This window comes from Rhodococcus sp. NPDC057135 (genome assembly GCF_042670865.1).
In the GTDB taxonomy this organism is placed as follows: Bacteria; Actinomycetota; Actinomycetes; order Mycobacteriales; family Mycobacteriaceae; genus Rhodococcus_F.
Map to the genome: position 1 here is coordinate 71,439 of NZ_JBHUUU010000018.1, position 26,729 is coordinate 98,167.

Consider the following 26,729-nt stretch of genomic DNA (forward strand, 5'->3'; position numbering starts at 1 on the left):
TCGTGAGAACCAGGACCAGCCGAGGCCGGAAAACGTGCGCGGGCGCGCGAAGTCGGACTGTGCGAGCACAGACCGCTCGACAAGTGTACGTCCTCGTCCCCCGATGCCATAACCACCCCGGAAGCAACAGACCGAACCGGCGGTTGTGGATCGGCGGCCATCCTGTGGATTACCCGTCTGATCTGCATTGAAGCGAGCGTCACTCCACGGAAGATCAAGCAATGACGATGTTGAGCGGAGCCCGACGAGGAGTGGTCGTCGCTGTGATTTTCTGCTGTGTCGCCGTAAGCACGGCGTCGGCAGAGGCTCGTTTCGACTGGCCGCTCACTCCGCGGCCGCATGTGGAACGCGCTTTCGACAAACCGGCCCAGAACTGGCTGCCTGGTCATCGCGGCGTCGATCTGGGCGGCAGTCCCGGCCAATCAGTCCTCGCGGCCGGCGACGGCATTGTGGCGTTCGCGGGAGTCGTCGCAGGAAAGCCGACGGTGTCGATTGATCACGACGGCGGCCTACGTACTACCTACGAACCCGTCGCGGCCGACGTTCGAGCAGGTGAACGCATCGCAACCGGGGCGGTGATCGGAACCCTCGAACCCGGGCACGACGGGTGCGTCGTCGCCGCGTGTTTGCACTGGGGCCTGCGCAGAGGGCGCGAGTATCTCGATCCACTCGGACTGGTTCGGTCGCAACCGCTCAGACTCAAGCCACTGACCGGGGGTTGAGACCGATGGGGTTGAGTCAGTGCCACTCGGAGACGGCGTGCCGACCCACGGCGTCCGCGAAATCGTCGGCAACCATCGCTGCCAATTCCATGAATGCTCGCCTGGTGGCCGGTCGCATCAACTCGAGATCCATGACCGAGCCCTCCGCGAGATGCTCGTCGAAAGGAATGACCTCGACGGCGCGGCATCGACGCATGAAGTAGTCCACCAACGCATCCATGTCGATCACGCTCGACCCTGGTCGGGCGGCGCTGATCACGACGACGGTCCGTTCGACCAGATGACCGTATCCATGCAACTGAAGCCAATCGAGCGTTGCCGCTGCGCTTCGCGCTCCGTCGATTGCCGGAGAACTGACGAGAACCAACGAATTGGCAAGATCGAGAACGCCGTTCATCGCGGAGTGCATGATCCCGGTACCGCAATCGGTGAGGATGATGTTGTAGTAGACCTGCAAGATGTCGATGACCTGGCGATAGTCGTCCTCGCTGAACGCCTCCGAAATCGCCGGATCCTGCTCACTGGCCAGGACCTCGAGACGACTCGGCGACTGAGATGTGTGCGCGCGTACGTCCGAATAGCTCTTTATGTCCGGCCTCGCGGCGATCAGATCGCGCACTGTCGAATTTGTCTGCAGCGGAACACGTTGCGCCAAGGTTCCGAAGTCGGGATTGGCGTCGACCGCCACGACGCAGTCGCCACGCAGCGAAGCAAACGTCGCACCGAGTCCGACCGTGACGGTCGTCTTGCCGACCCCGCCCTTGAGCGAGAGCAACGCTATTCGATAGTCGTTGCGTATCGGCTGCTCGATTCGGGCGGCCAGTGCACGGTTGCGCTGTTCGTTGGTCGAATCCCCCAGATTGACCACACCGCCGGTCGCACGATGCAATCCTCTACGCCAGCCGCCCCGCGGTGTCCGTTTAGGGCGTTTCAGTAAAGCTTCGGCAACCAGGTCCTGGTTGGTCACCTGCTGCTGGCTCGACGGCGGCGGCGGCGCGGCCCAGGCCTCTTGCGGTCGTGCCGCCGGCTCCGGCGTCGACGCCGGCATGGGAGCAGGTTGCGGCGCTTCGGACAGCCAGGCCGGTTGGCCACTGTTCGGCGGGTGCTTCACATCTTGGCGGTTCACGAATCCCCCGGATATCGCATGTAATCGAGTGTCTCGACACGACGATCGAACTTTGCCGATTGTTCACTCTTCTGACCTGCGACGCTACCAAATACCCGCCGAGAACTCGCGTCGCTTCACAATCTAGGCGCGCGGATGGGCCTGATCGTGGACGGATCGAAGCCGTTCGACCGATACATGCGTGTACAGCTGAGTAGTCGCCAGACTCGCGTGCCCGAGAAGTTCTTGCACCACACGGAGGTCTGCTCCGCCTTCGAGCAAATGTGTCGCAGCGGAGTGCCGGAGCCCGTGCGGACCCATGTCGGGTGCCCCTGGAATTGCAGCCATGGTTTCGTGGACCACCGAACGCGCCTGACGCTGATCGAGCCGGCCACCTCGAACTCCGAGGAGCAATGCCCGCCCAGACCGATCCGAAGTCAGTGCGGGTCTTCCGTGCTCCAGCCACCCGTTCAGTGCCGATTCTGCGGGCAGGCCGTAGGGCACCGATCGCTCCTTGTTTCCCTTGCCGAGCACACGCAGCAGGCGTCGATCGGCGTCGACCGACTCGACGTCCAGTCCACACAACTCGCCGACGCGAATTCCGGTGGAGTACAACAACTCCACGACGAGCCGGTCCCGCAGGGCGAGCGGCTCTTGTTGCTGCGCACCGCTTTCCGCCGCATCCATTGCATCGATCGCCTGACTCTGACGCAGCACCGTCGGCAGCGTGCGGCGGGCAGGTGGAGCTGCCAGACGTGTACCGGGGTCGACGGGAATGCGTCCTGTCTGCGCGAGCCACGCCGTGAAACCGCGTGCCGACGACGCCCGTCGAGCTACCGTCGTCCGGGCCGTTCCCACGGCATTCTGGGCAGCCAACCACGAGCGCATGACTCCAAGGTCGAGGTCATCGAGATCTGCAGTCGCCGAACCTGCAGCGAGATGGGTCAGCAATGCCCGCGCGTCACCGACGTAGGCGCGGATCGTGTGTTCCGACCGCCCTCGGCTCAGTCGAAGGTGCTCGGCGTAGGCATCGAGGTGAACACTCAAGCTCGCCGGCAATGCGTCAGTCATGAACACACGCTCGCCCGCCGCGATTGAAACTGCAAGCTGCCTCGCCGATAGGGTTGATCGGTGAATCGAGCAATTCCTCTGAAGATGTTGTGTGTACTGGCACTGATTTCCGCAATCGCTCCACTGTCCATCGACATGTACCTGCCCGGCCTACCTTTGATGGCGGATGCACTCGACACTACTGCGGCCAGCGTTCAGCTGACACTGACTACCTTCATGGCCGGCCTCGGAATCGGCCAGCTGATCATCGGTCCGATCTCCGACGGACTGGGGAGGCGGCGAATACTGCTTGCCGCGACGATCATCACAGCGCTGAGCGGTGCGGCATGCGCGGTGGCGCCGAGCATAGAGTTTCTCATCGGCGCTCGGCTCGTCCAGGGATTGAGTGGAGGCGCTGCCATCGTCTTGGCCCGTGCTTGTATTGCCGACCGGGCGCGTGGCGACGACGCAGCGAAGCTCTTCAGCATCATGATGATCATCGGCGGCATCGCTCCCGTGGTCGCGCCACTGATCGGCGGCGCACTTCTCGGCCCCGTCGGGTGGCGCGGAATCTTCTGGGTCCTGGCGGTCGCGGGCGCCGTGATGGTGGCTGGTGTCATTTTGCTTGTTCCCGAGACACTCCCACCCGAGCGACGCCACGGCGGTGGATTGAAGTCACTGCTCTCGAATCTGAGATACGTCGTCCGAAATCAGCATTACCTCGGATATGCGCTCGCATTCGTCTTCGGATTCGGCGCCCTGTTCGCGTACATCTCCGCGTCGCCGTTCGTCGTTCAGAATGTCCTCGGGCTGAGTCCGTCGCAATTCTCGATCGTGTTCGCAGTCAACGCCACCGGAATGGTCGCAGCAGCGATGATCACCACTCGCCTGCTCGGTCGCGTCGGAGCTCGCACCCTACTGCGTTTCGGCGTGTGCCTGCTACTCGCCGGCGGCGCCGTATTGTTCTGCACCAGCGTGGTTTTCAGTTCCACGAATACCTGGTTGATCTTGGTTCCGCTGTTCGTGGCAGTTTCGAGCATCGGGTTCATCATGGGCAATGCGACCGCTCTCGCCCAAGGAGAGGTCACGAACGCGGCCGGCACCGGTTCAGCCCTGATGGGAGCCGGCCAGTTCGGCTTGGCGGCGTTGGTTTCGCCGTTGGTGGGAATTGCGGGAGAAGACACGGCAGTTCCGATGGCAATTGCAATTCCCACCTTCGGAGTTCTCGCGGCCGTTGCGCTCGTGTTGCTGACTCGCGGTAAGGCTGCAGCGAGTTAGCTTTCGACCGCGGCGAGTTCGGACTTCCAAACGCGGAAGCCTTCTTCGGTGCGACCACGACGCCAGTATCCGGAAATAGAAGCGGCCGATGCCGGGACGTTTCGTTCCTTGCGAATGTACGGCCGGAGGTTATGCATGACGGCTTGTGCTTCACCGTGAATGAATACATGCGGTTCGCCCGGTAGCCACTCGAGCGCCTTGACCGCGGCGACGACTGGCGCGTTGTCACCCGCCAACTCTTCACCCACCGCGTCGGACGACGCTCCGCGATGCAGCCAGGTCACCGCGATACCTTCTGGGGCATCGAGTGCGATTTCGTCTTCTGGTCCACCGACCTCGACGACGGCGTAGCCGACCGCATCCGGCGCCAATCTCGCTATCGACGCGGTAATAGCAGGTATTGCGGTCTCGTCTCCGACGAAGAGATACCAATCAGCGGATGGCGACGGCGAAAACGCGCCACCGGGTCCACGCAGGGTAATCTCCGCGCCCGGCTGAACTGACGCAGCCCACGGGCCTGCAACTCCCATGTCACCGTGGACGACAAAATCGATTGCAATCTCTTTGGCATCAAGATCGTACGAACGAATCGTGTAGGTACGCAGTACCGGCTGATCAGGCGTGCCGAATTCGATCTTTACATAGGAATCGCTGTATTCGCTGGGAGTGAACGACTCGAAGCCCGATCCCCCGAGAAACACTCGCACCATATGGGGAGTCAATTGTTCGGTCCGCAGAACCGTCAATGCAGTTGTCGGCTTGGCCACAGAAAGATCCTTCCGAAAGTTAGTGTTACCTAACTAAGGTACACGACAATTGCAGTGCACGGGCAAAATGCCTCCGCGGTGAATCCGTCCAGCGCGCGGACAGATCAAGGTAAACAACGAAATAAACCGACCACTCTGCCCAGTAAATGTGATGGCAGCCAAATTATCGGCTCACGAACCAGCGAATGATCAGGCAGGACTTCACTATCGGAGAAATTGGCAAAGCAACAGTAAAATACGCCTCTGGCTCCTGACGAGGTTCGCCAGGAGCCAGAGGAGGTATTTAATTCGACCTAGTGTGCAGCATCGAAAGCGTCGATGATTTCCGCTTTGATACGCCCACGCGGAGCAACTTCGTAACCGTTCTTACCCGCCCAGTCGCGAATGGCCTGGAGCGTCTCCTTGGAGCGTCCGGAACCCGACGTGGCCTGCGGCGATGCAGCCTGAGCCTTCTTACCGCGTTTTCCGCTCACCTTCGCAGCTGCCTCGACGAACGGCTTCACCGCAGCGTCGAACTTCTCCGCATTGGTGGCGCGCAGATCGATCACGTAATCCGTTCCCTGGTAAGAGAACTCAATTCGATCACCGAATCCATCGTCAATCGGCTTACCGTCAAGGTCGTCGATGAGTTGCCGAATCAGCTTCTCAGCCATTGCACTCCTCTTTCAATGATCGATTCAATTCTCCTTCACAATACACAGATAGAGCGTTGATGAACAAAAGAAGTCCGAAAACCTCTGCCATTTCCGAACAGACTCAATGGTCCGAATTAGCAGCGGGTTAACGACATACCAATCAATACCCGCCTTCACTGGGATCCAGACTAATCAGACGTCTAAGCACATTGGCCTGAGACTTTCCTGAGGCCCGTTGAAATTCACGGCCACGTCTGCATAACAGGGTCGAGAATACCGCTGCACACAGCCGAGCAAGTTCATCGAAAAACAGGCCTGACGTGCGATTACCAGCATCGCGAGGGTATTCACGTTTCGCTGTCGCAGGAACGGTTAGTGAGCATTGCCACGCCCCACTGGACGTGCACAATGAGGTTCACGCGCTACCTCGTCCGAAACCATCCACTCGAATCAGAACTCGCAAACCCCTCGAGTTCGAGCAGTGGAAGAGTTGCACGAACCTGAGCCATGAGCAATCCCGATTCCTCGGACAACTCACGAGTACTACGGGAACCTGTTCCCGGCAAAGCTTCGTATACCAATCGAGAATTGCCTCGCAATGCGTCGATGTCACGCGTCGCGGCGACATCCTCCGCGCAATCACCCACACCGAACGGACCCGACGCTTCGACTACGTCCACGGCGTTGGAGACGAGTTGGGCTTCACCTTCGCGAATCATTCGGTGGCATCCGGTCGATGACGCCGAGGTCACCGGTCCGGGCACCGCCATGACGGGACGGCCTAGCTTTCGAGCCCAATTGGCGGTATTGCGTGCCCCACTGCGCCATCCGGCCTCGATCACCACTACTCCGTCCGACAATGCAGCAACCAGTCGATTCCTCGCCAGGAACCGAAACTTTGCAGGTGTTGTACCCGGTGGATACTCACTTATCACTGCACCCGAATTCGCTATCTGCTTGAGTAGTCGCGCATGCCCCGACGGATACGCCCGATCCACGCCACAGGCCAAGACGGCCATTGTGGTTCCCCCTACGCCCAATGCAGCCCGGTGCGCTGCCCCGTCGATACCGAAGGCCGCTCCCGAGGTCACGGTCCATCCGTCGACAGCCAGATCACCGGCAATCTCTGCTGTCACGTGTTCGCCGTACGCAGTAGATGCCCGCGTGCCGACAATTGCGACGGCTCTCTCCGTAAGATCTACCAGATCCCCAGACCCCAACACCCACAACACAAATGGCGCGATCTCGCCGCCGGCGGCATCGAGTCCGTCGAAGGAGAGCATTCGCCACGCCGGCCAACCGGCGCAGTTCGGTGTTACAAGTCTGCCTCCCATCGCCGCCATCAGGTCGAGGTCTCGCTGGGCTGTGTCGATGTGAGCGCGCGCTCGCGTCTTCTCCTCGATCGCGGGTGGCAGATCGCCGGTGCGGACCGCCCTCGCAGTTTCTTCGATCCCGAGCTCGTCGATCAACATGGACATGTACGCGCTGGGCCCTTGCACGACGCGGGACAGATATGCCCAGGCAAGTAGTCGTGGATCGTGTGCAGTCATTGGAATCCCCTGTCGCGGAAGTCGAGTGCGGTGACAACTTGGTCTGGTCCGGGCATCGCCTCACCTGCCAGATCGGCGACACTCCAGGCAACCCGCAACGCTCGGTCCGCCCCTCGAGCTGTGATCACCCCTTTACGTAGTGCCCGTTCCACTGGCGCCAACGCGGCACGCGAGAGTCTGAACTTCTGCCTAAGCGCCGGTCCTGGCACTTCCGCGTTGGTTCGCCACCCGTACTCGCTCCACCGTTGGGCTGCAGTGTCTCGAGCTGCCGCCACACGCGCACGAACATCGCTGGTGCTTTCACCCACTTCGTCGAGCAGCGCTCCGGTTGCAACGGCCTGCATCCGGACCCTGATGTCGACTCGGTCCAACAACGGGCCGGACAATTTCCCCAGGTATCGGCGACGTGCCGCGGGTGCACAGACGCAATCCGCGTCACGGGGCGGCGCGCACGGACACGGATTCGCGGCCAGGATGAGCTGGAATCGCGCTGGGTAACGTGCCACTCCGTCCCGTCTGGCGATTCGCACTTCCCCGTCTTCGAGTGGCGTGCGTAGCGCTTCGAGCACTTTCACCCCGATCTCCGCACATTCGTCGAGGAACAGCACGCCGCGATGAGCCCGGCTGACCGCACCCGGACGAGCCATCCCACTACCACCACCCACCAACGAGCTGACCGACGAACTGTGATGCGGCGCAATGAAAGGCGGCATGTCAATCAACGGCCGATCCTCCGGCAACACACCCGCCACCGAATGAATCGCCGTCACCTCCAACGACTCCCCCTCCGTCAACGGCGGAAGAATCCCCGGAAGCCTCTGCGCCAACATCGTTTTCCCGATCCCCGGCGGACCCGTCAACATCAAATGATGCGCACCCGCCGCAGCAACTTCGATCGCCCACCGAGCATCCGTCTGCCCGACAACCTCACTCAAATCCCGCACCGCCACCGCATCAGCACGCTCGAAAACATCAGGAACAGCCAGTGCCAACTCACCACGCAACCACCCGATCACCGCAGACAGATCATCGGCACCCAGCACCTCGATCCCCTTCACCAGGCCCGCCTCAGCCAACGCCCGACGCGGAACCACCACAGTCCCCCACCCCGCCCGCTTCGCCGCAAGCACCGCAGGCAACACACCACGCACCGTCCGCAAACGACCGTCGAGCGCCAACTCCCCCAAAAAGACGGTCTCCCGCAACAACTTCCGCGGCAATTTCTTCGCCGCATCGAGCACCGACAACGACAAAGCCAAATCGTAAACACTGCCCACCTTCGGCAACGTCGCCGGCGACAACGCCAAAATCACCTTGCTGTCCGGCCACTCCTCACCGGAATTGGTCACCGCCGCCCGAATCCGATCACGCGACTCGTGCAACGCCGTATCGGGAAGCCCCACCAAATGCACCGCCGGCAACCCGCGCCCGATATCCGCCTCGATCTCCACGATCTGCCCGTCCACACCACTGACCGCAACAGAATGCGCCCGCCCCAACGCCATCAGAACGCATCCACAAAATGCTCGACCGAAGGCTCACCGTCGCGACCGATCAACACCGCCACCACATCGAAACGCACCCTCGACCACGACCGCCCCGAATCAGCCAGCCACTGCATCGCCAACACCCGAATCCGACGCTGCTTCGCGAACGTCACCGACTCCGCCGGTCTCCCGTACCCGGCACCAGAGCGAGTCTTCACCTCCACGAACACAATCCGATCACCGGACGTCGCAATCACATCCAACTCGCCGTACCGACAACGCCAATTGCGCTCGACAATCTCCAAACCCGCATCGATCAGGAACTCGACAGCCACATCCTCGCCCCGAGCCCCCAACGCCATATTCCTCGCCATCACAGCCCCCGCCACTCACACGACCGCGCGCCCGCCCCATACGAAACGCGTCCCAACACCACCCTCAACCCACCGTCACCAAACCAAGCCACCCAAAACCAACCTGTTGACAACCCAGAACCTGTGGAATTCGGCAGCGCGATACACCAACGACGGCGCACACTCCGACAATTTTCTGAAATCCCCACAAATTGGACGAAAGTCCAGTAGAACTAGTTACAGTTTTACTCAAACCGTCACGCACCCCGCTGAATGGAGTTCTATATGGCCCGCCGCTCACTACGCCACGCAGTAGCCACCACCACTTCCCTCGTTCTCATCGCCGCCGGCGTCACTGTTGGACTTGGAGCCTCGGTGGCACAAGCAGCGCCGGCCTGCGCGCTCAACCAGTCGGTGACCGACAGTTGGGCCGGTTCCCTCGGGACGCCGTACACCGTCAGCAAGGAGGTTGTCGGCGACGGCAAGGTCGCCCCGGGACAGACGGTCACCTACCTGACAAAGGTTTCCGGTTCGGGAGCACTCGTCAATCAGATCCGCGATTTCCACCCGGCAGGATTCCAGCTGGTCAAGGCTCGCCTGAACGTCAAATGGCTTATCGGCGATCAGCAGTGGGACGACGTCACCAAAACTGCGGTTGTCGGCAACAACTCCGTAGTCGCAAAGGGCGGCGGATGGACCACGGCGGGCGGCGGCGTCATCGCTTTGGAAACCACCTACAAAGTTCCCGATAACGCAGTTGTAGGCACGCAGCTCGACAGCGGTGCCGGCACCAACATTGTGCTGGCGGCGGGCGACTGGAACATCAATCCGATGGGCGTGTGTGTCACCATCCGGCAGCCGAACCCCGTCGAGGCGGGCGCCGGAAGCCTCGAGGACATGGGCTTCGGCTCACTCAACTCCGGATCGGGCCAGGTATTCGGTTCCCTCACCGACCCGCAGGGGTCGATGACCAACGTCATCAGCGGTGTCCTGGGCAATGTGCTCGGCAACATGAGCTGACTCAGTTCGGATTAGGAGATGGGCCGAGCCACCAGCGCATGCTGGCAGCTCGGCCCATCTCCTCGTTCTGGAGGCATGTTCCGCAATTGAAAACCAACAATCACTTTCAGTGTTGCGACACTGAAAGGAGAAGCGCACGACATCCAGCTGTGGTCTAAATTCGCCCGACGAGGAAAACCTGGAACTTCCAGCTTTGTACTAAACTCCATAAATTCGAACTACCTAGTTGTCGAATTCCCTACCAGCAAACACCCCGTCCCACGCAGACAGCAGGGAAGGTCTCAGGAAGCAAAGTGAGCCAATATAGGCGTAAGCAAAGGCATTCTACGCGAAGCACCCAGGCGGTCAACGTCGCCGGGACTCTCCTCCGCCCGCCAGATCCATTCACGATTCGTTCGAAGTAAGCAGACAGGCTCTTGGCGAACATTTTCTAACTCTGAAAAGACAGTCAACTCTTCGAATTTACCCCTGACCGAAACCATAAGAACTCCGTAAAGCTTTCACTTGTATAGTTTGTCCGACGGATTGCAGTTGCAATCTACTCACCCGCAAACTGAGCGGCTTCCACAGCAGAAAGTTGGTTCTCAAGTGACGCAGCCACCCAACTCTCCATTTGACCAACCGAACTACGAGCCCCGACCACCGGAATACTGGCTCGCTCAGCACCAAGCACCGTCGCCAGAATCGGATCAACCTTACGAACCCCATCCCGAACACAAGACAGAGTGGCGATTCGCAGGTGTACCGCCAGTTGGATTCGTACAGGCCGACTCTCCCCTCCCTTCCAACTACCTGCCAAATATCGTGGCAGCTCTGCTTGCATGTTTCGGGATAGTCGTCGGAAGCCTCGGTCCATGGGTGACATTTCTCAACTTCTCAAAGTCCGGTGTCGACGGAGACGGCGTCCTAACACTCGTTCTCGGCGCGGTGGCAGCAATCGCACTGTTCACTATTCTGTCTAGAGGAGGAAAGGCAAAGTTTGGAGACCGGTGGGTCGCGCCAGCGGTAGGCGCAATCACGGTCGTGATCGGAATAATCGACGCCATGAACGTGTCAGACGCAGAAGCAACAATTCTTCGCACCACCGTTTCTCCATCGATCGGGTGGGGGCTTTGGGTTGTCCTCCTGTCTGGCGCAGCATTGTGTGTTACATCTTCCACGGTTGCGCAGATTGCCGGAAAACGCTCACGCTAGGATATTTCTGAATTTTGTCTAATCGCCATCGAAATGCTGCTCGTAAGCGATTGACCGATGTTCTAGACGCAGCCTTGAATGATGAATCCGATGCCCACGCCCAGCCTCCACGAAGCCAGCCTGGGCGTACGGGAGATTGCCACCCTCAGCTTTTAGCCTGTCGACGCGAGCAAGATCTATCAACTATCGTCTCCGCGTGTGCGGCGTCGGTTTCCAATTCAGCGAATCATTGCATCAGCTTTCACGCCGTACCTGGCGGGTGTCGTACCAAAAGTTTCGCGGAATGCGGCGATGAACCCACTACTGGTTCGGTAACCCACCTGCGGGGCAACGTCGTTGACGCCCTCACCCCGCGCGAGCATCTCGAGTGACGCATACATGCGTGCACGAGTTCTCCACTGTCCGAAAGTAATCCCGGTATCGGCGACAAAGGCGCGCATCAAGGTTTTGGAACTGACCCCGAGTTCGCCCGCCCAGTCCCCTAGTGTTCGTGAGTCTGCCAGATCGGCAAGGATGCGGGCAGAAACCGAACTCGCCGCAGCATTGCGAGGAACCGCGAGGACGTCGTGCCGTTCGGGCGCGGCAGCAAGAATGTCGTAGAGCAACTCCTGACTCATCAACCGCCGAGCATCGTCGATGGTCCGGTCGGCGAGATGGCGCAGCAATTGAGCGGACAGAGCATCGACTTCGAGAACAAGTGGCTGAGTCCACCGCGGCCCGGCAGGGCGTAGATCCGGACGCGCATAGGCCGCAATCATGCACCCCTCCGTCAGAAGTGTCATGTCGTGGAGAACGGTGCCCGGCAACCAGACCAAGTGCTCGCTGTGCAGGTGCCACACATTGCCTCCGGCAGCGATCTGCATCGTCCCTTCACTCATCCAGGCGATCTGATGCTCGGGGTGTCGATGAGCTCCGTACGCAGTCACTCCGTCGGCGACGTTGGTGTAGACCTGAAAATCTTTGAATGTCCGTCCGCGACTATCGGGCAGCGCTAGCAAGGACTTTGGACGAGTCGAGTACTCGATAGTGGACATTTTGCGTCTTTCTGGGCGTATCCGAGTCCATCCTGAAGGATGGACCGACGATCCTGCAAAGGTTAGCCTCACTTTATTGCTGACGCGACCAGTTCAGCACTTCACGCGGAACTCAGATCACTTCGCCCACCACTTCGAAGGAGCATGCACGTGCCCTCACGTAGCACCCGAATCCTCGCCGCCTTATTCACGACGGCCGCGATCATCGGGTTCTCGACCGCCTGTGGAACCTCGCAAGGCGTCGACACCGCATCAGCGACCCAGAGCAACGACGCATTCCCCGTGACGATCGAGCACGCACAGGGTTCGACGACCATCGATGCCGAACCGCAGCGCGTCGTCACACTCGGGTACACCGATCACGAACCACTGCTTGCCCTGGGGGTTGAACCCGTCGGAATGGCCGAATGGTGGGGCTCCGGCCTGGATGAAAGCTGGCCGTGGACGAAGGACTACTGGAAGGGAATGACTCCGACATACATCAACAGCGGCGGAGACTTCAACTTCGAGCAAATCGCCTCCCTCGCACCAGATCTGATACTCGCGCTATACGCCGACATCGACACGGAAACCTACAACAAGCTGACCTCGATCGCGCCGACTGTCGCACAGAGCAAGGACTACGACGCGTACACAACGCCGTGGACCGACATGACGCTCACCGCCGGGCGCGCTCTCGGCAAAGAACCACAAGCTCAACAACTGATCGCGGATACCGAAAACGCGTTTGCCGCCGCTCGCGCCGCGCACCCGGAGTTCGCCGGGCAAACCGCAACGATCGTCAACCTCGACACTCCCGAGGGATACGTATTCTCGTCGCACGACCCACGTGGCATCTTCCTCTCGTCACTCGGGTTCACCCTCCCGCCGACGGTCGACGCATTTGTCGGCGAACAGTTCGGCGACTGGCTTCCGAACGAGCGTTACGACATCCTCGAGTCAGTCGACCGCTTGATCGTGATGGCCGACCCGGAGGGAGAGAAGGCCCTCGCCGGCAACACCCTCTTCCAGCGTCTACCCGCCGTGAAGTACGGAAGCGCGGTAGTCGTGCGATACACCGCAGATCCACCGGTTGGTGCGGCGATGTCCGGCAACACGGTCCTGAGCATTCCGTATGCCATCGACCAACTGACCGCCACGTTGTCGAAGTAAGCAAACAGGACAGGTATCGAAAATATGTTCGAATAGTGCTAGCCTCGAAGTCAGGAAGCACCCACGAACATCGAGGACCACCATGGACGAGGTACCGGGCAACGCGTTAGATCTGGCTCGACTGGTCGACGAGCTGACGGTTCTCGACCAGCGACGCGTCGACATCGGCGAGAGCTTGGTTCATCTCGAGTACCTCTACTCCAGAATGGGCGAACGGCAACAAGCAGATGCTGCCCGAAAAGCCTTCCAGGAGAGGTACGTCGGACGAATCTACGAACTCGCAGACGGCCTGCGCACCTGAAAAGAGGTTGCACACAACCACTGACGGAGCGCATGGTCATTCCTGCACGACACACCGGACCGATCGGTTCGGCTGTGAACTATGTGGGAGAAATCTGATGGAGAAGATCACCAAGAGGCTGTGGAACTGGGCATCGATTCTCGACGAGAATACTCGCGAGCAAGCGCTGCGCACGTCCCAGATGCCTTTTGTCCGTCCACATCTGGCATTGATGCCGGATGCGCACCTCGGTGCGGGTGCGACGGTGGGTTCGGTCATTCCGACGGAAGGCGCGATCATGCCCGCCGCCGTCGGAGTCGATATCGGTTGCGGAATGATCGCAGTCAAAACCCAGTTCAACGCACGCGACCTCCAAGCCCGCGACCTGAGCATTCTTCGCCACAGCATCGAACGCTCCGTTCCACTCTCGGCGGGTGTCTACAACAAGACGCTGAGCGACACGGCGCAAATCCGCATCGCAGAACTCGAGACCATGGCGGGCGATCGTCTGCCCTTCTACGACAAGTTCAAGAACAACTGGAGGTTTCAGCTCGGAACGCTGGGTTCTGGTAACCACTTCATCGAGGTGACGCTCGACGAAAGCGACGGCGTCTGGCTGTTCCTGCACTCGGGTAGCCGCGGTATCGGAAACAAGATCGCACAGCATCACATCAAGATCGCCAAGGAATTGTGCGAGCGGTGGTACATCAACCTTCCCGATCCGGATCTTGCCTACCTGATCGAGAAGACACCCGAATTCGACTCGTACATCACCGATCTGAACTGGGCTCAGCACTTCGCTCTACTCAACCGTGAAGAGATGATGGACCGCGTCGTGAAGGACTTCGCGCACTTCATGGGTGACGGCACGATCATCGACGAGATCGAGCGGATCAACTGCCACCACAACTTCACGCAGAAGGAATTCCACATGGGCCGGGGTGTGTGGCTGAGCCGCAAGGGTGCGATCAAGGCCGACGAGGGCACTCCCGGGCTCATCCCCGGTTCGATGGGGACCGCGAGTTACGTCGTCGTCGGCAAGGGAAACGTGCCGTCGTTCAAGTCCAGCCCCCACGGCGCGGGTCGGGTGTACGGGCGTAACCAGGCACGCAAGACGTTCACCATCGAAGATCTCGACAAGGCAATGGTCGGAATCGAATACAAGCGCTCCGCTGCGTTCCTCGACGAGATCCCGGGTGCGTACAAGGACATCGACATCGTCATGGACGACGCGAAGGACTTGGTCGAGATTCGACACACGCTGCGTCAGATCGTGAATGTCAAGGGCAACTAACCCGCGCAACTCCGCGAAATACGAAGTGCCCCGCCGATATCGGCGGGGCGCTTCGTTGTCGAGCAGTCTGGCAAGCGCAGGTCAGTCAGGAAGGCGCAGATCCGGCTTGTCCAGCTCTTCGATGTTGACGTCCTTGAACGTCACGACGCGTACGTACTTCACGAATCGCGCCGGGCGGTACATGTCCCACACCCACGCGTCGGACATCCGCAGTTCGAAGTAGATCTCCCCGTCTGAATTGTGGGGCAGCAACTCGACCGTGTTGGCCAGGTAGAAACGTCGTTCGGTCTCCACGACGTAGGAGAACTGTCCGACGATGTCCCGGTATTCGCGGTAGAGCGACAGCTCCATCTCGGTTTCGTACTTCTCGAGATCCTCGGCACTCATCGGTTTAGCCAGTCCTCCCAGTTCGTCTGAACGTCCATCATCCCGTACGGCCTGCACGTTGTTCCAACCGGACTCCCGCAGCCACCACGTTGGCGTAGGTCATGCGGTGCTCTGGGCACGGCCCCAGCTCGTCGAGAGCGTCCATGTGCAGGGGCGTGCTGTATCCCTTGTGAATTGCGAAGCCGTATCCGGGATGAGTGTTGTCCATCTCGGTCATCACGCGATCTCGGGTCACCTTCGCGAGAACGCTCGCCGCAGCGATACATGCAGCGGCGCCGTCACCGCCGATGACCGGCAGCGAGGGAGCCGTCAAACCCGGAACCCGGAACCCGTCGGTGAGGACGTACCCCGGTTCGAGGTCGAGGCCCGCAACCGCTCGCCGCATCCCCTCGATGTTCGCGATGTGAATACCGATCTGGTCGACTTCCGCTGCGGGAACAGCGATGACACTCCACGCCAATGCCAAGCGCTTGATGGCTGGGAAAAGCTCCTCGCGAGCACGTTCGGTCAGCTTCTTCGAATCGTCCAGACGCGCCAGTGCCGCTTGCGGTTTCGGTGCCAGGACACACGCTGCGATGACGAGCGGACCAGCGCAGGCTCCGCGACCGGCTTCGTCGACGCCGGCGACCGGACCGAGTCCGGTTCGCGCCAACGCAGACTCCATCGTCCGCAGACCTGCCGATCTGCGAATGACAACGCGAGGGGGCCAACTACTCACTGTCTCTGCCTATTCGGAACTAAGCGAATCCATGTGTGCGGTCCGACAACTCAATTGCCCTGGATATCAGGCGCATCGATGCCGCCCATTCGCGACGGGGGAAGGACGATGAATCGTGCTTGACCGATGATGTTGTCGACCGGGACGGTTCCCTGGAACTCGTCGTCGACGTGGTAGCGCGAATCGGCGGAATTACTCCGGTTGTCACCCATGACCCATACGTGTCCCTCGGGCACGGTGATCGGTCCGAAGCAGCGCCCTGACTTCAGTTCGGTGTCACACGTTTGTGTTCCCGGAGTGAACGGGAAGTCCATCTTGATGTACGGCTCGTCGAGTGGTTTGCCGTCGACCAGCACTCGGCCCTGATCGTCACAGCATTCGACGGTCTGGCCGCCGGTTGCGATCACTCGCTTGACCAAATCGTTCTCGTCGGGCGGGACGAGGCCGACCCACGAACCGACCTCTTGAATGCCGCGGACGACAACGTTGTCGGACCGATTGGACACATACTTCGTGTTCCACGAATCGGGTCCCTTGAAGACGACGACGTCGCCGGGTTCCGGATCGCCGAAGCGGTATCCGATTTTCTCCACCACGATGCGGTCACCGGTACATCCCGCACAGCCGTGCAGTGTCGGTTCCATCGACTCGGATGGGATGAGAAAAACTCTGAAGACAAATGCCTGAAGAACGATGCTGAGTACCAGCGCAACGCCGATCAGAACAGGGAGTTCTCGCAGGAACGATCGCTGTTTCTTCTGCGGCCGATGTGAGGTCGGTTCCTCGGAACCGCTTGATCCCTCGTGATTCTCGGGTCCGGACGACAATGCCTGCTCCTTCGAAGAATCTGCCACAGAAACCAGATTAGCCCGACACCGCGCGTACGCGGTGCCGGGCTCATCGGAAAGATCAGCGCTTTTCCTTGATCTTCGCCTTCTTGCCACGAAGCTCACGGAGGTAGTACAGCTTGGCGCGACGGACGTCACCGCGGGTCAGAACCTCGATGGAGGCCAGCGTGGGGCTGTGAACCGGGAAGGTGCGCTCGACGCCGACGCCGAAGGAGACCTTACGGACGGTGAAGGTCTCGCGAACGCCGCCGCCCTGGCGACGAATAACGACGCCCTTGAAGACCTGCACGCGCTCCTTGGAGCCTTCGATAACCTTGACGTTCACGTTGAGCGTGTCGCCGGGACGGAACTCGGGGATGTCGTCGCGGAGCGACTTTTTGTCCAGGAAGTCCAGGGTGTTCATATGTCATCCTTGTATTTCGCAGGAGCAGAGGAACCGAGCGGCACGCGTTCCGGTCTCCCGAAACGGCGCTCGTCTGGTTCGTGCCCAGATCAAGTGCTGCTGCCTGGTCCAGGCAACCCGTCCATTGTGCCAGACGCGGACACCAGTGGGGAAATCGGTGGTGGCGGAGCCGCGTGGATGGTGTGGTCCAATTCCTGCTCGGCCGCCGTCATGGCATGTTCGACGCTCGGCGATCCGGCAATGAGATCCTGAACGTAGATCTTGGCGCGGATGACGGGCCGACGCCATTTCCGTTCACGCTCGAGAGCGCGGTTCATCCGTTTCGGCTTGCGCGTGTATCGCCAACGTGCCCACGGCGCACCCGGCCGGCTCAGGCGAACTGCACCGATTACCAGCAACGGAAAGACGAACAGACCAACGAGCCCCGTCCAGATCTTCCCCTTGAGAATGACGATGGCAGCCAGGGCGAAGTTGATCAACGCGACAAAAACGAAGACCAACTTGATCCACGGATCTCGTTCCTCACGGAATCCGGCGACGTCGAGCAGTTCGAGCGGGCGGAAACCCAACAGCACCAGCCCGGTCACGGCTATCGCGACGAAGACCGCGTCCACCGAGGTCCGACCTTGCTCGGACCAGTACACGTCCTTCAGGTAGAAGATCAGTGCAAACTCGTCGAGCACCAACGCCGCACCCATACCGAAGATCGCCGCCAGTACGGCACCGGTGGTCTGCGAACCGTCGACGTAGACCGCAATCAGCGCACCACCGGAGATCATCATGGCGATCACACCGAATACGACGTGATGCACGTGCTGACCGCCTGGCGCGATGTTGCCCGGCCACCATTTCACCTTCGCGCGGATCATCCGGACGCTCAGGCGGATGAAAAGGAAGGCAGACAGGAACCCGAGAAGGAAGAACAGCAGCGGCAATCGGCCGTGGGCGATGATCTCTCGCTCGAGCCACTCCCGCATCACTGTCCTCCCTTCACCGAATTCATGATCCGACCCTGATCGGATTCATACCGCCAACCGACTCGATTGTGACGATACGGACTTCGAAAACCCGGCGTACGGCTTTACTTGCCGAATCCGGCCTTGCGCAGCGCGTCGGCCATCGATCCTGCGACGGGCGCGCGATTGTCCGGGCGCGACTCGCGTCCACCCTGTCGCCCTCCGCCACCTCGCTGCTGGCCCTGACCCTGACCCTGACCCTGACGCGGAGGCTGGCCCTGTCGCTGGGGTTGCCCACCTCGCGGGCCTTCGGACTTGCGGGGTGCGCCCACCTCGTCGTCGAGTCGGAGCGTCAACCCGATGCGTTGACGCGCCTCGTCCACTTCGAGAACCTTCACCTTGACGACGTCACCCGATTTGACGACCTCTCGTGGGTCCTTGACGAAGTTGTGTGACATCGCCGAGACGTGAACCAGACCGTCCTGATGAACTCCGATGTCGACGAAGGCGCCGAAAGCCGCGACGTTGGTGACCACACCTTCGAGCGTCATACCGGGCTTGAGGTGCGCGACCTTCTCGATGCCTGCGGCAAAAGTCGCGGTCTTGAACTCGGGTCGCGGATCTCGACCAGGCTTCTCCAACTCGGAGATGATGTCAGTGACGGTCGGCAGACCGAATCGCTCGTCGACGTAGTCGGACGCCTTGACCGATCGAAGTGCCTGCGAGTTTCCGATGACGGTGCGCACGTCGCCGCCGGCACTCGCGACGATCTTTCGAACCACCGGGTACGCCTCCGGGTGGACGCTCGACGCGTCGAGAGGGTCGTCGCCGTCGGCGATCCGGAGGAAGCCGGCACACTGCTCGAATGCCTTGGGTCCCAATCGTGAGACGTCCTTGAGTCCCTTGCGGGATTTGAACGGACCGTTCTGGTCCCGATGCGCGACGATGCTCTCCGCGAGCGAGCCTGCAATTCCGGACACCCGAGCGAGCAGCGGCACGGACGCAGTGTTGACGTCGACGCCGACCGAGTTGACGGCATCTTCGACGACGGCGTCGAGGGAACGTGAGAGCAGCGATTCTGTGATGTCGTGCTGATACTGACCGACGCCGATGGACTTGGGGTCGATCTTCACCAACTCCGCCAACGGATCCTGCAGGCGACGCGCAATGGACACCGCACCGCGAATCGAGACGTCGAGGTCGGGAAGTTCCTGCGACGCATAGGCCGAAGCCGAGTACACCGATGCGCCTGCCTCGGACACGACGATCTTGGTCAGGTTGGGCGCACCGGTCTTCTTGATCAGTTCGGTAGCGAGCGTGTCGGTCTCGCGTGAGGCCGTGCCGTTGCCGATGGCGATCAGTTCGACGCCGTACTTGGCGACAAGCCCGGCAAGCGTCGCAAGAGCAGCGTCCCACTTGTTCTGCGGCTGGTGCGGGTAAATCGTCTCGTAGGCAACAACTTTGCCAGTTCCGTCGACGACGGCAACTTTGGTTCCGGTGCGAAATCCGGGGTCGAGTCCCATGGTGGGTCGGGCGCCTGCGGGAGCCGCGAGGAGTAGATCCTTGAGGTTGGTGGCGAAGACGTCGACGGCATCCTTTTCGGCCGACTGTCGCAGACGCATCCGAGTGTCGATACCGAGTGTGACCGCGAACTTCGTCTTCCACGCCCACCTCACGGTGTCGAGGAGCCACCCGTCTGCGGCACGGCCACGGTCGGCAATCTCGAACCGCGACGCGATGCGGCCTTCGTAGACCGTGCGCTCCCCCGGCGCGAGTTCTTCGGTGTCGGCAGCCATGTTCACCGACAGCACTTCTTCCTTCTCTCCGCGCAGGACGGCGAGGATGCGATGCGAAGGCAATTTGGAGAACGGTTCGGAGAACTCGAAGTAGTCAGCAAACTTCGAGCCATCGGATTCCTTGCCCTTGCGGACTGAGGAGACGACCTGGCCGCGACTCCACATCAGCTCACGCAATTCGCCGACCAGATCGGCGTCCTCGGCGAAGCGCTCCACGAGGATCGACCGGGCTCCGTCGAGTTGCTCGTCCGAATACTGCGCGGGATCGGTGGTGGGGTCGCCGATGAGGGCATCCGCGACGGGTTCGTGGCCGGCCTCACGGGCGATCTGCGCCTTGGTACGACGCTTCGGCTTGAAGGGAAGGTAAATGTCCTCCAGCCGCGCTTTTGTCTCGGCCAGCATGATCTGACCACGCAATTGATCGTCCAATTTGCCCTGAGAGTCGATCTCCGTGAGCACGGCGTCACGACGGTCGTCGAGCTCGCGGAGATACCGCAGCCGCTCGTCCAGGAGTCGCAACTGAGCGTCGTCGAGCGTGCCGGTGACTTCCTTGCGGTACCGGGCGATGAAGGGCACCGTGGCTCCGCCGTCGAGAAGGTCGACTGCTGCTGCAACCTGGCCTTCGCGGACGTCGAGTTCCTCGGCAATGCGCTGGTTCACGGTCTTGAGAATCACGAGATCCGACCCTACCGCTATCCTGAGACAAGAAGATCGGCAACAGTGCCGTGTCAGGGCTACCGGGGGAAACAGATGAGTACGCGGTACGTCCGGATTGCCGCAATGGCGGCCGCAGTTACTTTTGCGGCGTCGTGCAGCGGCGGACAGAACACGGATGATTCGATGCAGACCCCCGCCTTCCCCGACACCAATGTTCCGGTCGCGGAGACTCTCGACGGTCGACTGGCGCAAGCTCAGGTGGCGGCGCTCGGGCGCGGCGCGGACGTCTCCATCGCCATCCTCGACCGCTCCTCGGACAAGTACCTCGATGTGTCAGGCGACCAGCAGATCGAAACCGCCTCGGTGGCAAAGCTATTCATCGCGGAGGATCTCCTTCATCAGGACGCGCGAGGCGAGCGACCGATCACGGACGACGATCGCACCCTCATGGCGGCGATGCTCGAATCCTCCGACGACACTGCAGCCAACCTCCTGTGGGACGAGGTCGGCGGTCAAGAAGTGATCACCCGCGTCGCCGAGCGTTACGCACTGACTGCGACGACGCCGCCGTGGGACGGAATGTGGTGGAACACCGAGACCACGACCCGTGACCTGGTCACCTTCTACAACGCCGTCCTCGACGACTCCGACCAACTCGGACCCGAACGGGTCGACCAGTTCGTCGAGTACCTGCGGCAATCCACTCCCGAAGGAACTGACGGCTACGACCAGCGGTTCGGACTGCCCGAGGCCCTGTTCGGCGAGCCGGTCATCGGAGTCAAGCAAGGCTGGATGTGCTGTGTCGAGGACAAGTGGATACACCTGTCGACCGGCATCGTCGGTGACGACAACCGATACATCATCGCGATCGGTTCTCGAGAAGACGTCCAGTACACGGACGAGGACAGCTTCTATCCCGACACTTCGTTCACCGATGCTGTCGACGACGAAAGTGCACTGCACGCACGCGACACCGTCACCGGCGTCACACAAATCCTCTTCCCGAGCGGAAGCATCGACGACTGGGCGGCAGCATCCACGACCACGGATTCGGTGATGCCCGAAGCATCCGGACCCTGATTCGGTCCAAGAGGTCCTGTTCGAACTCAGTCTTGCTTGTACTCGAGCACCGAACTGATGACCCGCTCCTGCTGTTCGGACGTGAGCATCGGCCACAGGGGCAGTCGAAGGATCGACGCCGAGAACTCGGCACTACGCACGCACGGCTCCGGTGTTCGTCCGTAGCGCACACCAGCCGCACTCGTATCCAGCGGAACGTAGTGGAACGGCGCCACGATTCCGTCGGCGGCAAGATGCCGAATCAAGCCGTCACGGCTCTCTTCGGTCGGCATTTTGAGATAGAACAGGTGCGCGGTGTGCTCGCGATCATCGGGCACCGCCATGGGCACGACATCATTCGCGGACGCCCACTCGCCCAGACTCACGCTGTAGGCATCCCAGACGCGATGCCTGGCCGCCTGAATCGCGTCGAACTCCGAGAGTTGTGCGTCGAGGACGGCGGCATTGAGTTCACTGGGCAGATAGCTCGAGCCGATGTCCTGCCACGAATATTTGTCGACCTGGCCACGCAGGAAACGCGCACGGTCGGTCCCCTTCTCACGGATGATTTCGGCGCGGGTCATCAGCTGATCGTCGGAGAGCAACAGCGCGCCACCCTCGCCGCAATGAACGTTCTTGGTGTCGTGAAAACTCTGCGTTCCGATTGTTCCGATGGTGCCGAGCGCGCGCCCACGCCACTTTCCGCCGAGCCCGTGTGCGTTGTCTTCGATCAACGCGACGCCGTGGAGTTCCGCGAGGTCGAGCAGAGGTTCCATGTCGGCGGCGACTCCGCCGTAATGCATGACAAGTACTGCTTTGGTGCGTTCGGTGATCGCCGCCGCGACGCACGCCGGGTCGATGTTGCCGGTACTCGGATCGATGTCGACGAAAACAACAGTGGCCCCGCGCAACGCGACGGCGGTCGCCGCCGAACTGAACGCGAAGCTCGGAACGATCACCTCGTCGCCCGGGCCCAATTCGAGCAGCAGGGCACCCAATTCGAGTGCGTGCGTGCACGAGGTGGTCAGCAGGGCGTGCGTGGATCCGGTGATCGTTTTGATGGCTGCGGTCGCGGACTTGGTGAAACGCCCGTCACCGTGAATGTGGTCGGACTCCAGAACCGTTGCCAGATTCGACAATTCGTTCGAGGCCCGATAGGGGCGCGAGAAGATGATTCGATCAGTGCTCACGAGTACGCCGATCGATCGAGGTTCCCGGCCGCGGTGAATCGACAGTCAGATACAGCGGCTTTCCGACGAGGACGTGCAGTGCCACACCGAGGTATTCGGCGATCAGCCCGAGCGAGAACAGGATCGCACCTGAACAGACCAGCAGCGCCATGATGATCGACGCCCATCCTTCGGGGTCGTTGTTGTCGCCGGTCATGGCCTGGATGAAGATCACCGCGGCCATGATCACACCGGCTGACGCCAGGGTGACTCCGAGCAGACTGACCAGCCGCAGACCGCGGGTTCCGCTACACAACACCATCTTCCAGAACAACGAGAACAAACGGCGATAGTTGTATCCCGATTCCTCGCGGCCTTCGGCTCGAAGTGTCACCGGGGCCGTGGCCGTGTTACCGACAACCCACGTCAGCGCGACATCCAGATACACGCCGTTGGCGGCGACGCCGGCCAACTGTCGACCGATGTCACCGCGGATCAGGCGGTAACTTTCGAATCTCGTCGAATCAGGGAATGCGAACACCGTCGCCAAGACGATCTTTGCGCCGCGCGAGGTCAGGTTCCGCAAAAATCCGTGAGGGCGGGTGTTCGTGGGTTTGGAATACACGAGATCGGATCGCTCCGTCAGCGCGGTGTCGAGGAAAGCCCCGATGTGCACCGGGTCGTGCTGGCCGTCCTCGTCCATCGTCACGATCCACTGGCCGGTTGCAGCGGCCATGCCGGCGATGGTCGCCGCGTCCTGGCCGTAGTTGCGGCTGAGCCACACGACACGCACCTGCTCGAAACGGCGCTCCAATTCGAGTAACACGACGTCGGAGCGGTCCGGGCCGTTGTCGTGGACCAGCACGATCTCGTCGACCGAGAACTGCGCACCACCGGGCGTCGTACTCGGTGCGCCCAGGGCGTCCAACTCCTCGACGAGTGCTGTGATCGTCTTTTCGCCCTGATAAACGGGCACTACGACGGAAATCGAGTGCACTCGCTTCCACTCCCTTCAGGGGGCTCGACTGGCGCCGAGAGACAGGCACGATCGGGCCCACACCGTCGCGAACTTTAACACGCAAAGATGTCTTGACTTCGGATGCCGGCGGCGCGTGACGCGCTCGCGTCTCCGTACGCCCGACCTGCCCTGTTAAGGTCTGGAACTCGTGGTGGAAACTCGCACTCTCGCCCGGGCCGATGTGTACAAGTGGGGCGCCGTCACGGCGGTCGGTGTCATCGCCGGTTACCTGGCCGTGGTGCTCGCGAATGCTCGTCACTTCTACACGGACGACACCGAGTCCCAGTACGCACCGCTGTGGGTCATGCTCGGCCGCAGTCTGCGAGAAGGACACCTCCCGGTACTCGTCCCCGAGAACTGGATGGCGGGCAACTACGCGATCGAGGAAGCGGGCCTTCTCAATCCACCGCAACTCCTGATCGACCTGATCGCACCGTCCTTCGACAACTTGGCGTTGTACGCGACGATCGTGAAGTTGATCTTCGCGATCATTCTTGCGCTGGGCGTCTATCGGATCTGTCTCGAGTACGGCTCGAAGCCCACGTGGGCTGCGGTCGCCGGCGTCTCCATTCCGTTCACCGGTTTCCTGCTGTTCTTCGACTCGGCCAGCTGGATGACTGCCTTCACCGGCACTGCATGGATGGTTCAGGCGTGGGCGTCGGCAATCCGCTACGCCCGAGGTAAGAGCGGTCCGATCCCGACCTTCGTGTTCTTGTATCTCGCGATGTCGGTCCAATATGTTTTCCCCGCAGTCGAATCCGGCTTGATGATCGGCGCGGTCGCAATCGGCGAAGTTGTCTATCAGCGGCGTTGGCTACCGTCGCTGCGGCTTCTGGCGGTGTCCGCATGTGCGGCTCTGGCCGGGCTCGCGACGTATCTGCCGAGCCTGCTCACCGCCGACGTCACCTGGCGCGGTGCATCCGAGGTCAAGAACGACGCATTCCTCGCCGTTCCGTGGTCGGAATCGCTGAACGCGAGCCTGCCGAGCACCATGCCTGCGTTCACCTCCTGGTGGGGATACATCCAGACCATGCCCATGGTCTACATCGCCTGGTTCCTCATTCCGGCGCTGGCGTTCATCGACTGGGGCAAGGCACGCGCCGCGGCACGCGAATTGACCGCCGTCGGGATCTTCACCGTCGCCGTCCTCATGTGGACTGCCGGGCCGAGCACGATCGGCCCGCTGCGGTGGCCCGCACGCGTGCTTCCGATGGTGGCCATCGGCCTTCTGCTTCTGGTGTGCATCCTGCTCGGGCGTTACGCCACGACCGACAAGTTGCGCGGGCGCTGCGTTGCAGCGGGAATCCTCGTGGGCCTGCTGCTGATTCGGTCCGCCTCGGCAGCCCCGGGGCTCGCGAAATGGCATGTGATCTCAGCCGTCGCCGTCGTTGCCCTCGGCGCCGCGATGGTGTGGCTCGGCCGTACCAAGGGCACTGCGTTCGCATGCCTCGTAGCGATCGTCGCGGTCTCCCCCATCGCTTACGCCCAGGTTCGAGCAGCACAACCGACCCCGATGAGCTGGAACCTGCCCGAATCCCGCTCGGAGATGAAGGAAGCCTTCCCCGACTTCGAAGGCACGACACTACAACTGGGCGACCGCGCGCTCATCGGCCCCGGCGAGCGAACACTCGACGGAGCGTACGGTTCCCTGGCCTTCGGCAACTACCCCAAAGACCTCGAACTGACCTACACCAGCGGCTACACCCCCAACGGGCACTTCTACTTCGGTGACCTGCTCTGCATGCGCTGGGACATGAGCGTCTGCCCCGACGCCTTCCGACGCGCATTCACCGTCGAACCCACCACTGGCCGCACCATCGTCGATCTGATGAACGTGGACCGCGTCGTACTGCAAAACGCCCTCTATCCCGATGCACGCAAGAACCCGGCTCCCGACGGATGGAAATGGGTCGACTACCCCGGACACGAGAACTACATCGCGGTACTCGAACGCGTCGACGGCCCCGTCTCGACACGCAACGGACGCATCGCCGACGCCCAAGGCGTCGAGGCTACGTCGATCGCGGAATCGAACATGTCGAGCACCCTTCGTGTCAGTTCGGAGACCGGCGGCAAGGTTGTGTTCGCACGGCTCGGCTGGCCCGGATATCGGGCGAGCATCGACGGTCAGCCTGTCCCGATCGACGTCGTCGCGAAGTCCTTTGTCACCGTTGACGTTCCTGCCGGTACGAAAGATGCGGAACTTGTCCTGACCTGGCGTCCCCCGGGATGGAAGGTCGGCGGCGCTTCGATGGTCGCCGGAGTCCTCGGACTCGGGGTGCTCGAATGGATGTATCTGCGCACGCGACGCAAGGACCGGATCAGCGACGTGCACACCGAGTCTTCATGACCGAAGACGTCGCATCAACCGAGAACCCCGGCCCACTGCTGCGGGTGGTCAAGCATCAACCCATTGCGTTTGCCATTGTCGGAGTTGCCAATACGGCGATCGGCTACGTGCTCTTCGTGATGTGGTCGTTGATCCTCGACAACAAGAATCTGTATCAGGTGGCCGTGATCGGCGCGTACTCCATCAGCGTCCTCATCGCTTTTGTTCTGCATCGGACTCTCGTTTTCCGCGTTCGCGGACATGTTGCCCGCGACCTGGGCGCGTTCATCGTCGTCAATTCCGGTGGCCTCGTGCTGAATCTGATTCTCGGAACACTCGCAGTGTCGATTCTGCACGCCCCGCCGCTCCCCGCTCAGGCTGTTGTCATGCTGATCGTTGCCGGTGTGAGTTTCTTTGGTCATCGATACTTCTCATTCCGTCGCAAACCAACCGAACGGCACTGACCTT

The 26,729-nt window shown here is 61.2% G+C and carries 25 protein-coding genes; 9 read left to right on the forward strand and 16 right to left on the reverse strand.

Features of this window, described 5'->3' with window-relative positions:
• Positions 1 to 221: 221 nt before the first annotated feature.
• Complete coding sequence (locus ACFT1A_RS27150) at positions 222 to 722, forward strand: M23 family metallopeptidase (protein ID WP_378449530.1); 501 nt, start codon at positions 222 to 224, stop codon at positions 720 to 722.
• 16 nt (positions 723 to 738) lie between these two features.
• On the opposite strand, the gene ACFT1A_RS27155 is transcribed toward ACFT1A_RS27150, so the two are convergent.
• Together ACFT1A_RS27155 and ACFT1A_RS27160 are read right to left on the reverse strand one after the other, a co-directional pair.
• A complete protein-coding gene (locus ACFT1A_RS27155; protein WP_378449531.1) occupies positions 739 to 1,848 on the reverse strand; it encodes an AAA family ATPase in 1,110 nt (369 codons plus the stop codon).
• Between the two features lie 123 nt (positions 1,849 to 1,971).
• Entirely contained in the window at positions 1,972 to 2,898 is a 927-nt protein-coding gene (locus ACFT1A_RS27160; protein ID WP_378449532.1) for a tyrosine recombinase XerC, read from the reverse strand.
• Positions 2,899 to 2,982: 84 nt separating this feature from the next.
• Here ACFT1A_RS27160 and ACFT1A_RS27165 point away from each other — a divergent pair, with 84 nt between their 5' ends.
• Positions 2,983 to 4,155 (forward strand): multidrug effflux MFS transporter, encoded by a 1,173-nt coding sequence (locus ACFT1A_RS27165; protein ID WP_378449573.1) that lies wholly within the window; start codon positions 2,983 to 2,985, stop codon positions 4,153 to 4,155.
• Here the strand turns inward: ACFT1A_RS27165 and ACFT1A_RS27170 are convergent.
• From ACFT1A_RS27170 to ACFT1A_RS27190, 5 genes are all read right to left on the reverse strand, one after another.
• Positions 4,152 to 4,922: a siderophore-interacting protein gene (locus tag ACFT1A_RS27170; protein WP_378449533.1), complete on the reverse strand. Its 771-nt coding sequence runs from the start codon at positions 4,920 to 4,922 to the stop codon at positions 4,152 to 4,154. The two genes, ACFT1A_RS27165 and ACFT1A_RS27170, sit on opposite strands and share 4 nt — an antisense overlap.
• Positions 4,923 to 5,215: 293 nt before the next feature.
• Positions 5,216 to 5,575, reverse strand: a complete 360-nt coding sequence (locus ACFT1A_RS27175; protein ID WP_003942721.1) for an Lsr2 family protein — start codon at positions 5,573 to 5,575, stop codon at positions 5,216 to 5,218.
• A 404-nt stretch (positions 5,576 to 5,979) separates the two neighbouring features.
• Positions 5,980 to 7,107, reverse strand: a complete 1,128-nt coding sequence (gene dprA, locus ACFT1A_RS27180) for a DNA-processing protein DprA (protein WP_378449534.1) — start codon at positions 7,105 to 7,107, stop codon at positions 5,980 to 5,982.
• On the reverse strand, positions 7,104 to 8,612 hold the full coding sequence (locus tag ACFT1A_RS27185) for a YifB family Mg chelatase-like AAA ATPase (RefSeq protein WP_378449535.1): 1,509 nt from the start codon (positions 8,610 to 8,612) through the stop codon (positions 7,104 to 7,106). Before ACFT1A_RS27185 ends, dprA begins: the two co-directional genes overlap by 4 nt.
• The gene (locus ACFT1A_RS27190; RefSeq protein WP_378449536.1) at positions 8,612 to 8,968 is read right to left on the reverse strand and encodes a YraN family protein; all 357 of its coding nucleotides are present in this window, start codon (positions 8,966 to 8,968) and stop codon (positions 8,612 to 8,614) included. The genes ACFT1A_RS27185 and ACFT1A_RS27190 overlap by 1 nt, the downstream gene beginning before the upstream one ends.
• Positions 8,969 to 9,232: 264 nt before the next feature.
• Between ACFT1A_RS27190 and ACFT1A_RS27195 the strand changes: the two genes are divergently transcribed.
• Positions 9,233 to 9,967: a hypothetical protein gene (locus tag ACFT1A_RS27195; protein WP_378449537.1), complete on the forward strand. Its 735-nt coding sequence runs from the start codon at positions 9,233 to 9,235 to the stop codon at positions 9,965 to 9,967.
• A 1,412-nt stretch (positions 9,968 to 11,379) separates the two neighbouring features.
• Here ACFT1A_RS27195 and ACFT1A_RS27200 read toward each other — a convergent pair.
• Positions 11,380 to 12,195: an AraC family transcriptional regulator gene (locus tag ACFT1A_RS27200; RefSeq protein ID WP_378449538.1), complete on the reverse strand. Its 816-nt coding sequence runs from the start codon at positions 12,193 to 12,195 to the stop codon at positions 11,380 to 11,382.
• Between the two features lie 144 nt (positions 12,196 to 12,339).
• Between ACFT1A_RS27200 and ACFT1A_RS27205 the strand changes: the two genes are divergently transcribed.
• The 3 genes from ACFT1A_RS27205 (at position 12,340) to ACFT1A_RS27215 (ending at position 14,921) form a co-directional block, all read left to right on the forward strand.
• Positions 12,340 to 13,347, forward strand: coding sequence for an iron-siderophore ABC transporter substrate-binding protein (locus ACFT1A_RS27205; RefSeq protein ID WP_378449539.1), 1,008 nt, complete (start codon positions 12,340 to 12,342; stop codon positions 13,345 to 13,347).
• A gap of 82 nt (positions 13,348 to 13,429) precedes the next feature.
• Complete coding sequence (locus tag ACFT1A_RS27210; RefSeq protein WP_378449540.1) at positions 13,430 to 13,648, forward strand: hypothetical protein; 219 nt, start codon at positions 13,430 to 13,432, stop codon at positions 13,646 to 13,648.
• A gap of 97 nt (positions 13,649 to 13,745) precedes the next feature.
• On the forward strand, positions 13,746 to 14,921 hold the full coding sequence (locus ACFT1A_RS27215) for an RtcB family protein (RefSeq protein ID WP_378449541.1): 1,176 nt from the start codon (positions 13,746 to 13,748) through the stop codon (positions 14,919 to 14,921).
• Between the two features lie 81 nt (positions 14,922 to 15,002).
• Here ACFT1A_RS27215 and ACFT1A_RS27220 read toward each other — a convergent pair whose 3' ends face one another.
• The 6 genes from ACFT1A_RS27220 to ACFT1A_RS27245 all read right to left on the reverse strand — a co-directional run bounded on the left by ACFT1A_RS27220 (position 15,003) and on the right by ACFT1A_RS27245 (position 20,704).
• A complete protein-coding gene (locus tag ACFT1A_RS27220; RefSeq protein WP_003942715.1) occupies positions 15,003 to 15,308 on the reverse strand; it encodes a DUF2469 domain-containing protein in 306 nt (101 codons plus the stop codon).
• 37 nt (positions 15,309 to 15,345) lie between these two features.
• Entirely contained in the window at positions 15,346 to 16,026 is a 681-nt protein-coding gene (locus ACFT1A_RS27225) for a ribonuclease HII (RefSeq protein WP_378449542.1), read from the reverse strand.
• A gap of 50 nt (positions 16,027 to 16,076) precedes the next feature.
• Positions 16,077 to 16,880 carry a signal peptidase I gene (gene lepB, locus ACFT1A_RS27230; RefSeq protein WP_230812928.1) on the reverse strand — a complete coding sequence of 268 codons (804 nt, stop codon included), beginning with the start codon at positions 16,878 to 16,880 and terminating at the stop codon, positions 16,077 to 16,079.
• A 55-nt stretch (positions 16,881 to 16,935) separates the two neighbouring features.
• The gene (gene rplS / locus ACFT1A_RS27235) at positions 16,936 to 17,277 is read right to left on the reverse strand and encodes a 50S ribosomal protein L19 (protein ID WP_003942791.1); all 342 of its coding nucleotides are present in this window, start codon (positions 17,275 to 17,277) and stop codon (positions 16,936 to 16,938) included.
• Between the two features lie 89 nt (positions 17,278 to 17,366).
• Positions 17,367 to 18,254: a hypothetical protein gene (locus ACFT1A_RS27240; RefSeq protein ID WP_378449543.1), complete on the reverse strand. Its 888-nt coding sequence runs from the start codon at positions 18,252 to 18,254 to the stop codon at positions 17,367 to 17,369.
• A 104-nt stretch (positions 18,255 to 18,358) separates the two neighbouring features.
• Positions 18,359 to 20,704: a Tex family protein gene (locus tag ACFT1A_RS27245; protein ID WP_378449544.1), complete on the reverse strand. Its 2,346-nt coding sequence runs from the start codon at positions 20,702 to 20,704 to the stop codon at positions 18,359 to 18,361.
• Positions 20,705 to 20,779: 75 nt separating this feature from the next.
• Between ACFT1A_RS27245 and ACFT1A_RS27250 the strand changes: the two genes are divergently transcribed.
• A complete protein-coding gene (locus ACFT1A_RS27250; RefSeq protein ID WP_378449545.1) occupies positions 20,780 to 21,766 on the forward strand; it encodes a serine hydrolase in 987 nt (328 codons plus the stop codon).
• A gap of 26 nt (positions 21,767 to 21,792) precedes the next feature.
• On the opposite strand, the gene rffA is transcribed toward ACFT1A_RS27250, so the two are convergent.
• Positions 21,793 to 22,935 carry a dTDP-4-amino-4,6-dideoxygalactose transaminase gene (gene rffA, locus ACFT1A_RS27255; RefSeq protein ID WP_378449546.1) on the reverse strand — a complete coding sequence of 381 codons (1,143 nt, stop codon included), beginning with the start codon at positions 22,933 to 22,935 and terminating at the stop codon, positions 21,793 to 21,795.
• Positions 22,925 to 23,911, reverse strand: coding sequence for a glycosyltransferase (locus ACFT1A_RS27260; protein WP_230812918.1), 987 nt, complete (start codon positions 23,909 to 23,911; stop codon positions 22,925 to 22,927). Before ACFT1A_RS27260 ends, rffA begins: the two co-directional genes overlap by 11 nt.
• Before the next feature lie 172 nt (positions 23,912 to 24,083).
• Here ACFT1A_RS27260 and ACFT1A_RS27265 point away from each other — a divergent pair, with 172 nt between their 5' ends.
• A complete protein-coding gene (locus ACFT1A_RS27265) occupies positions 24,084 to 26,282 on the forward strand; it encodes a hypothetical protein (RefSeq protein WP_378449547.1) in 2,199 nt (732 codons plus the stop codon).
• On the forward strand, positions 26,279 to 26,725 hold the full coding sequence (locus ACFT1A_RS27270; protein ID WP_283303750.1) for a GtrA family protein: 447 nt from the start codon (positions 26,279 to 26,281) through the stop codon (positions 26,723 to 26,725). Before ACFT1A_RS27265 ends, ACFT1A_RS27270 begins: the two co-directional genes overlap by 4 nt.
• The last annotated feature ends 4 nt before the right edge of the window (positions 26,726 to 26,729 follow it).

What these genes read in the sequence shown, in the direction of transcription:
- ACFT1A_RS27150 (WP_378449530.1), top strand. Translation starts at nt 222, where the DNA reads ATGACGATGTTGAGCGGAGCCCGACGAGGAGTGGTCGTCGCTGTGATT.
- ACFT1A_RS27160 (WP_378449532.1), bottom strand. Translation starts at nt 2,898, where the DNA reads ATGACTGACGCATTGCCGGCGAGCTTGAGTGTTCACCTCGATGCCTAC.
- ACFT1A_RS27165 (WP_378449573.1), top strand. Translation starts at nt 2,983, where the DNA reads ATGTTGTGTGTACTGGCACTGATTTCCGCAATCGCTCCACTGTCCATC.
- ACFT1A_RS27175 (WP_003942721.1), bottom strand. Translation starts at nt 5,575, where the DNA reads ATGGCTGAGAAGCTGATTCGGCAACTCATCGACGACCTTGACGGTAAG.
- dprA (WP_378449534.1), bottom strand. Translation starts at nt 7,107, where the DNA reads ATGACTGCACACGATCCACGACTACTTGCCTGGGCATATCTGTCCCGC.
- ACFT1A_RS27185 (WP_378449535.1), bottom strand. Translation starts at nt 8,612, where the DNA reads ATGGCGTTGGGGCGGGCGCATTCTGTTGCGGTCAGTGGTGTGGACGGG.
- ACFT1A_RS27190 (WP_378449536.1), bottom strand. Translation starts at nt 8,968, where the DNA reads ATGGCGAGGAATATGGCGTTGGGGGCTCGGGGCGAGGATGTGGCTGTC.
- ACFT1A_RS27195 (WP_378449537.1), top strand. Translation starts at nt 9,233, where the DNA reads ATGGCCCGCCGCTCACTACGCCACGCAGTAGCCACCACCACTTCCCTC.
- ACFT1A_RS27200 (WP_378449538.1), bottom strand. Translation starts at nt 12,195, where the DNA reads ATGTCCACTATCGAGTACTCGACTCGTCCAAAGTCCTTGCTAGCGCTG.
- ACFT1A_RS27205 (WP_378449539.1), top strand. Translation starts at nt 12,340, where the DNA reads ATGCACGTGCCCTCACGTAGCACCCGAATCCTCGCCGCCTTATTCACG.
- ACFT1A_RS27210 (WP_378449540.1), top strand. Translation starts at nt 13,430, where the DNA reads ATGGACGAGGTACCGGGCAACGCGTTAGATCTGGCTCGACTGGTCGAC.
- ACFT1A_RS27215 (WP_378449541.1), top strand. Translation starts at nt 13,746, where the DNA reads ATGGAGAAGATCACCAAGAGGCTGTGGAACTGGGCATCGATTCTCGAC.
- ACFT1A_RS27220 (WP_003942715.1), bottom strand. Translation starts at nt 15,308, where the DNA reads ATGAGTGCCGAGGATCTCGAGAAGTACGAAACCGAGATGGAGCTGTCG.
- rplS (WP_003942791.1), bottom strand. Translation starts at nt 17,277, where the DNA reads ATGAACACCCTGGACTTCCTGGACAAAAAGTCGCTCCGCGACGACATC.
- ACFT1A_RS27240 (WP_378449543.1), bottom strand. Translation starts at nt 18,254, where the DNA reads ATGCGGGAGTGGCTCGAGCGAGAGATCATCGCCCACGGCCGATTGCCG.
- ACFT1A_RS27250 (WP_378449545.1), top strand. Translation starts at nt 20,780, where the DNA reads ATGAGTACGCGGTACGTCCGGATTGCCGCAATGGCGGCCGCAGTTACT.
- ACFT1A_RS27270 (WP_283303750.1), top strand. Translation starts at nt 26,279, where the DNA reads ATGACCGAAGACGTCGCATCAACCGAGAACCCCGGCCCACTGCTGCGG.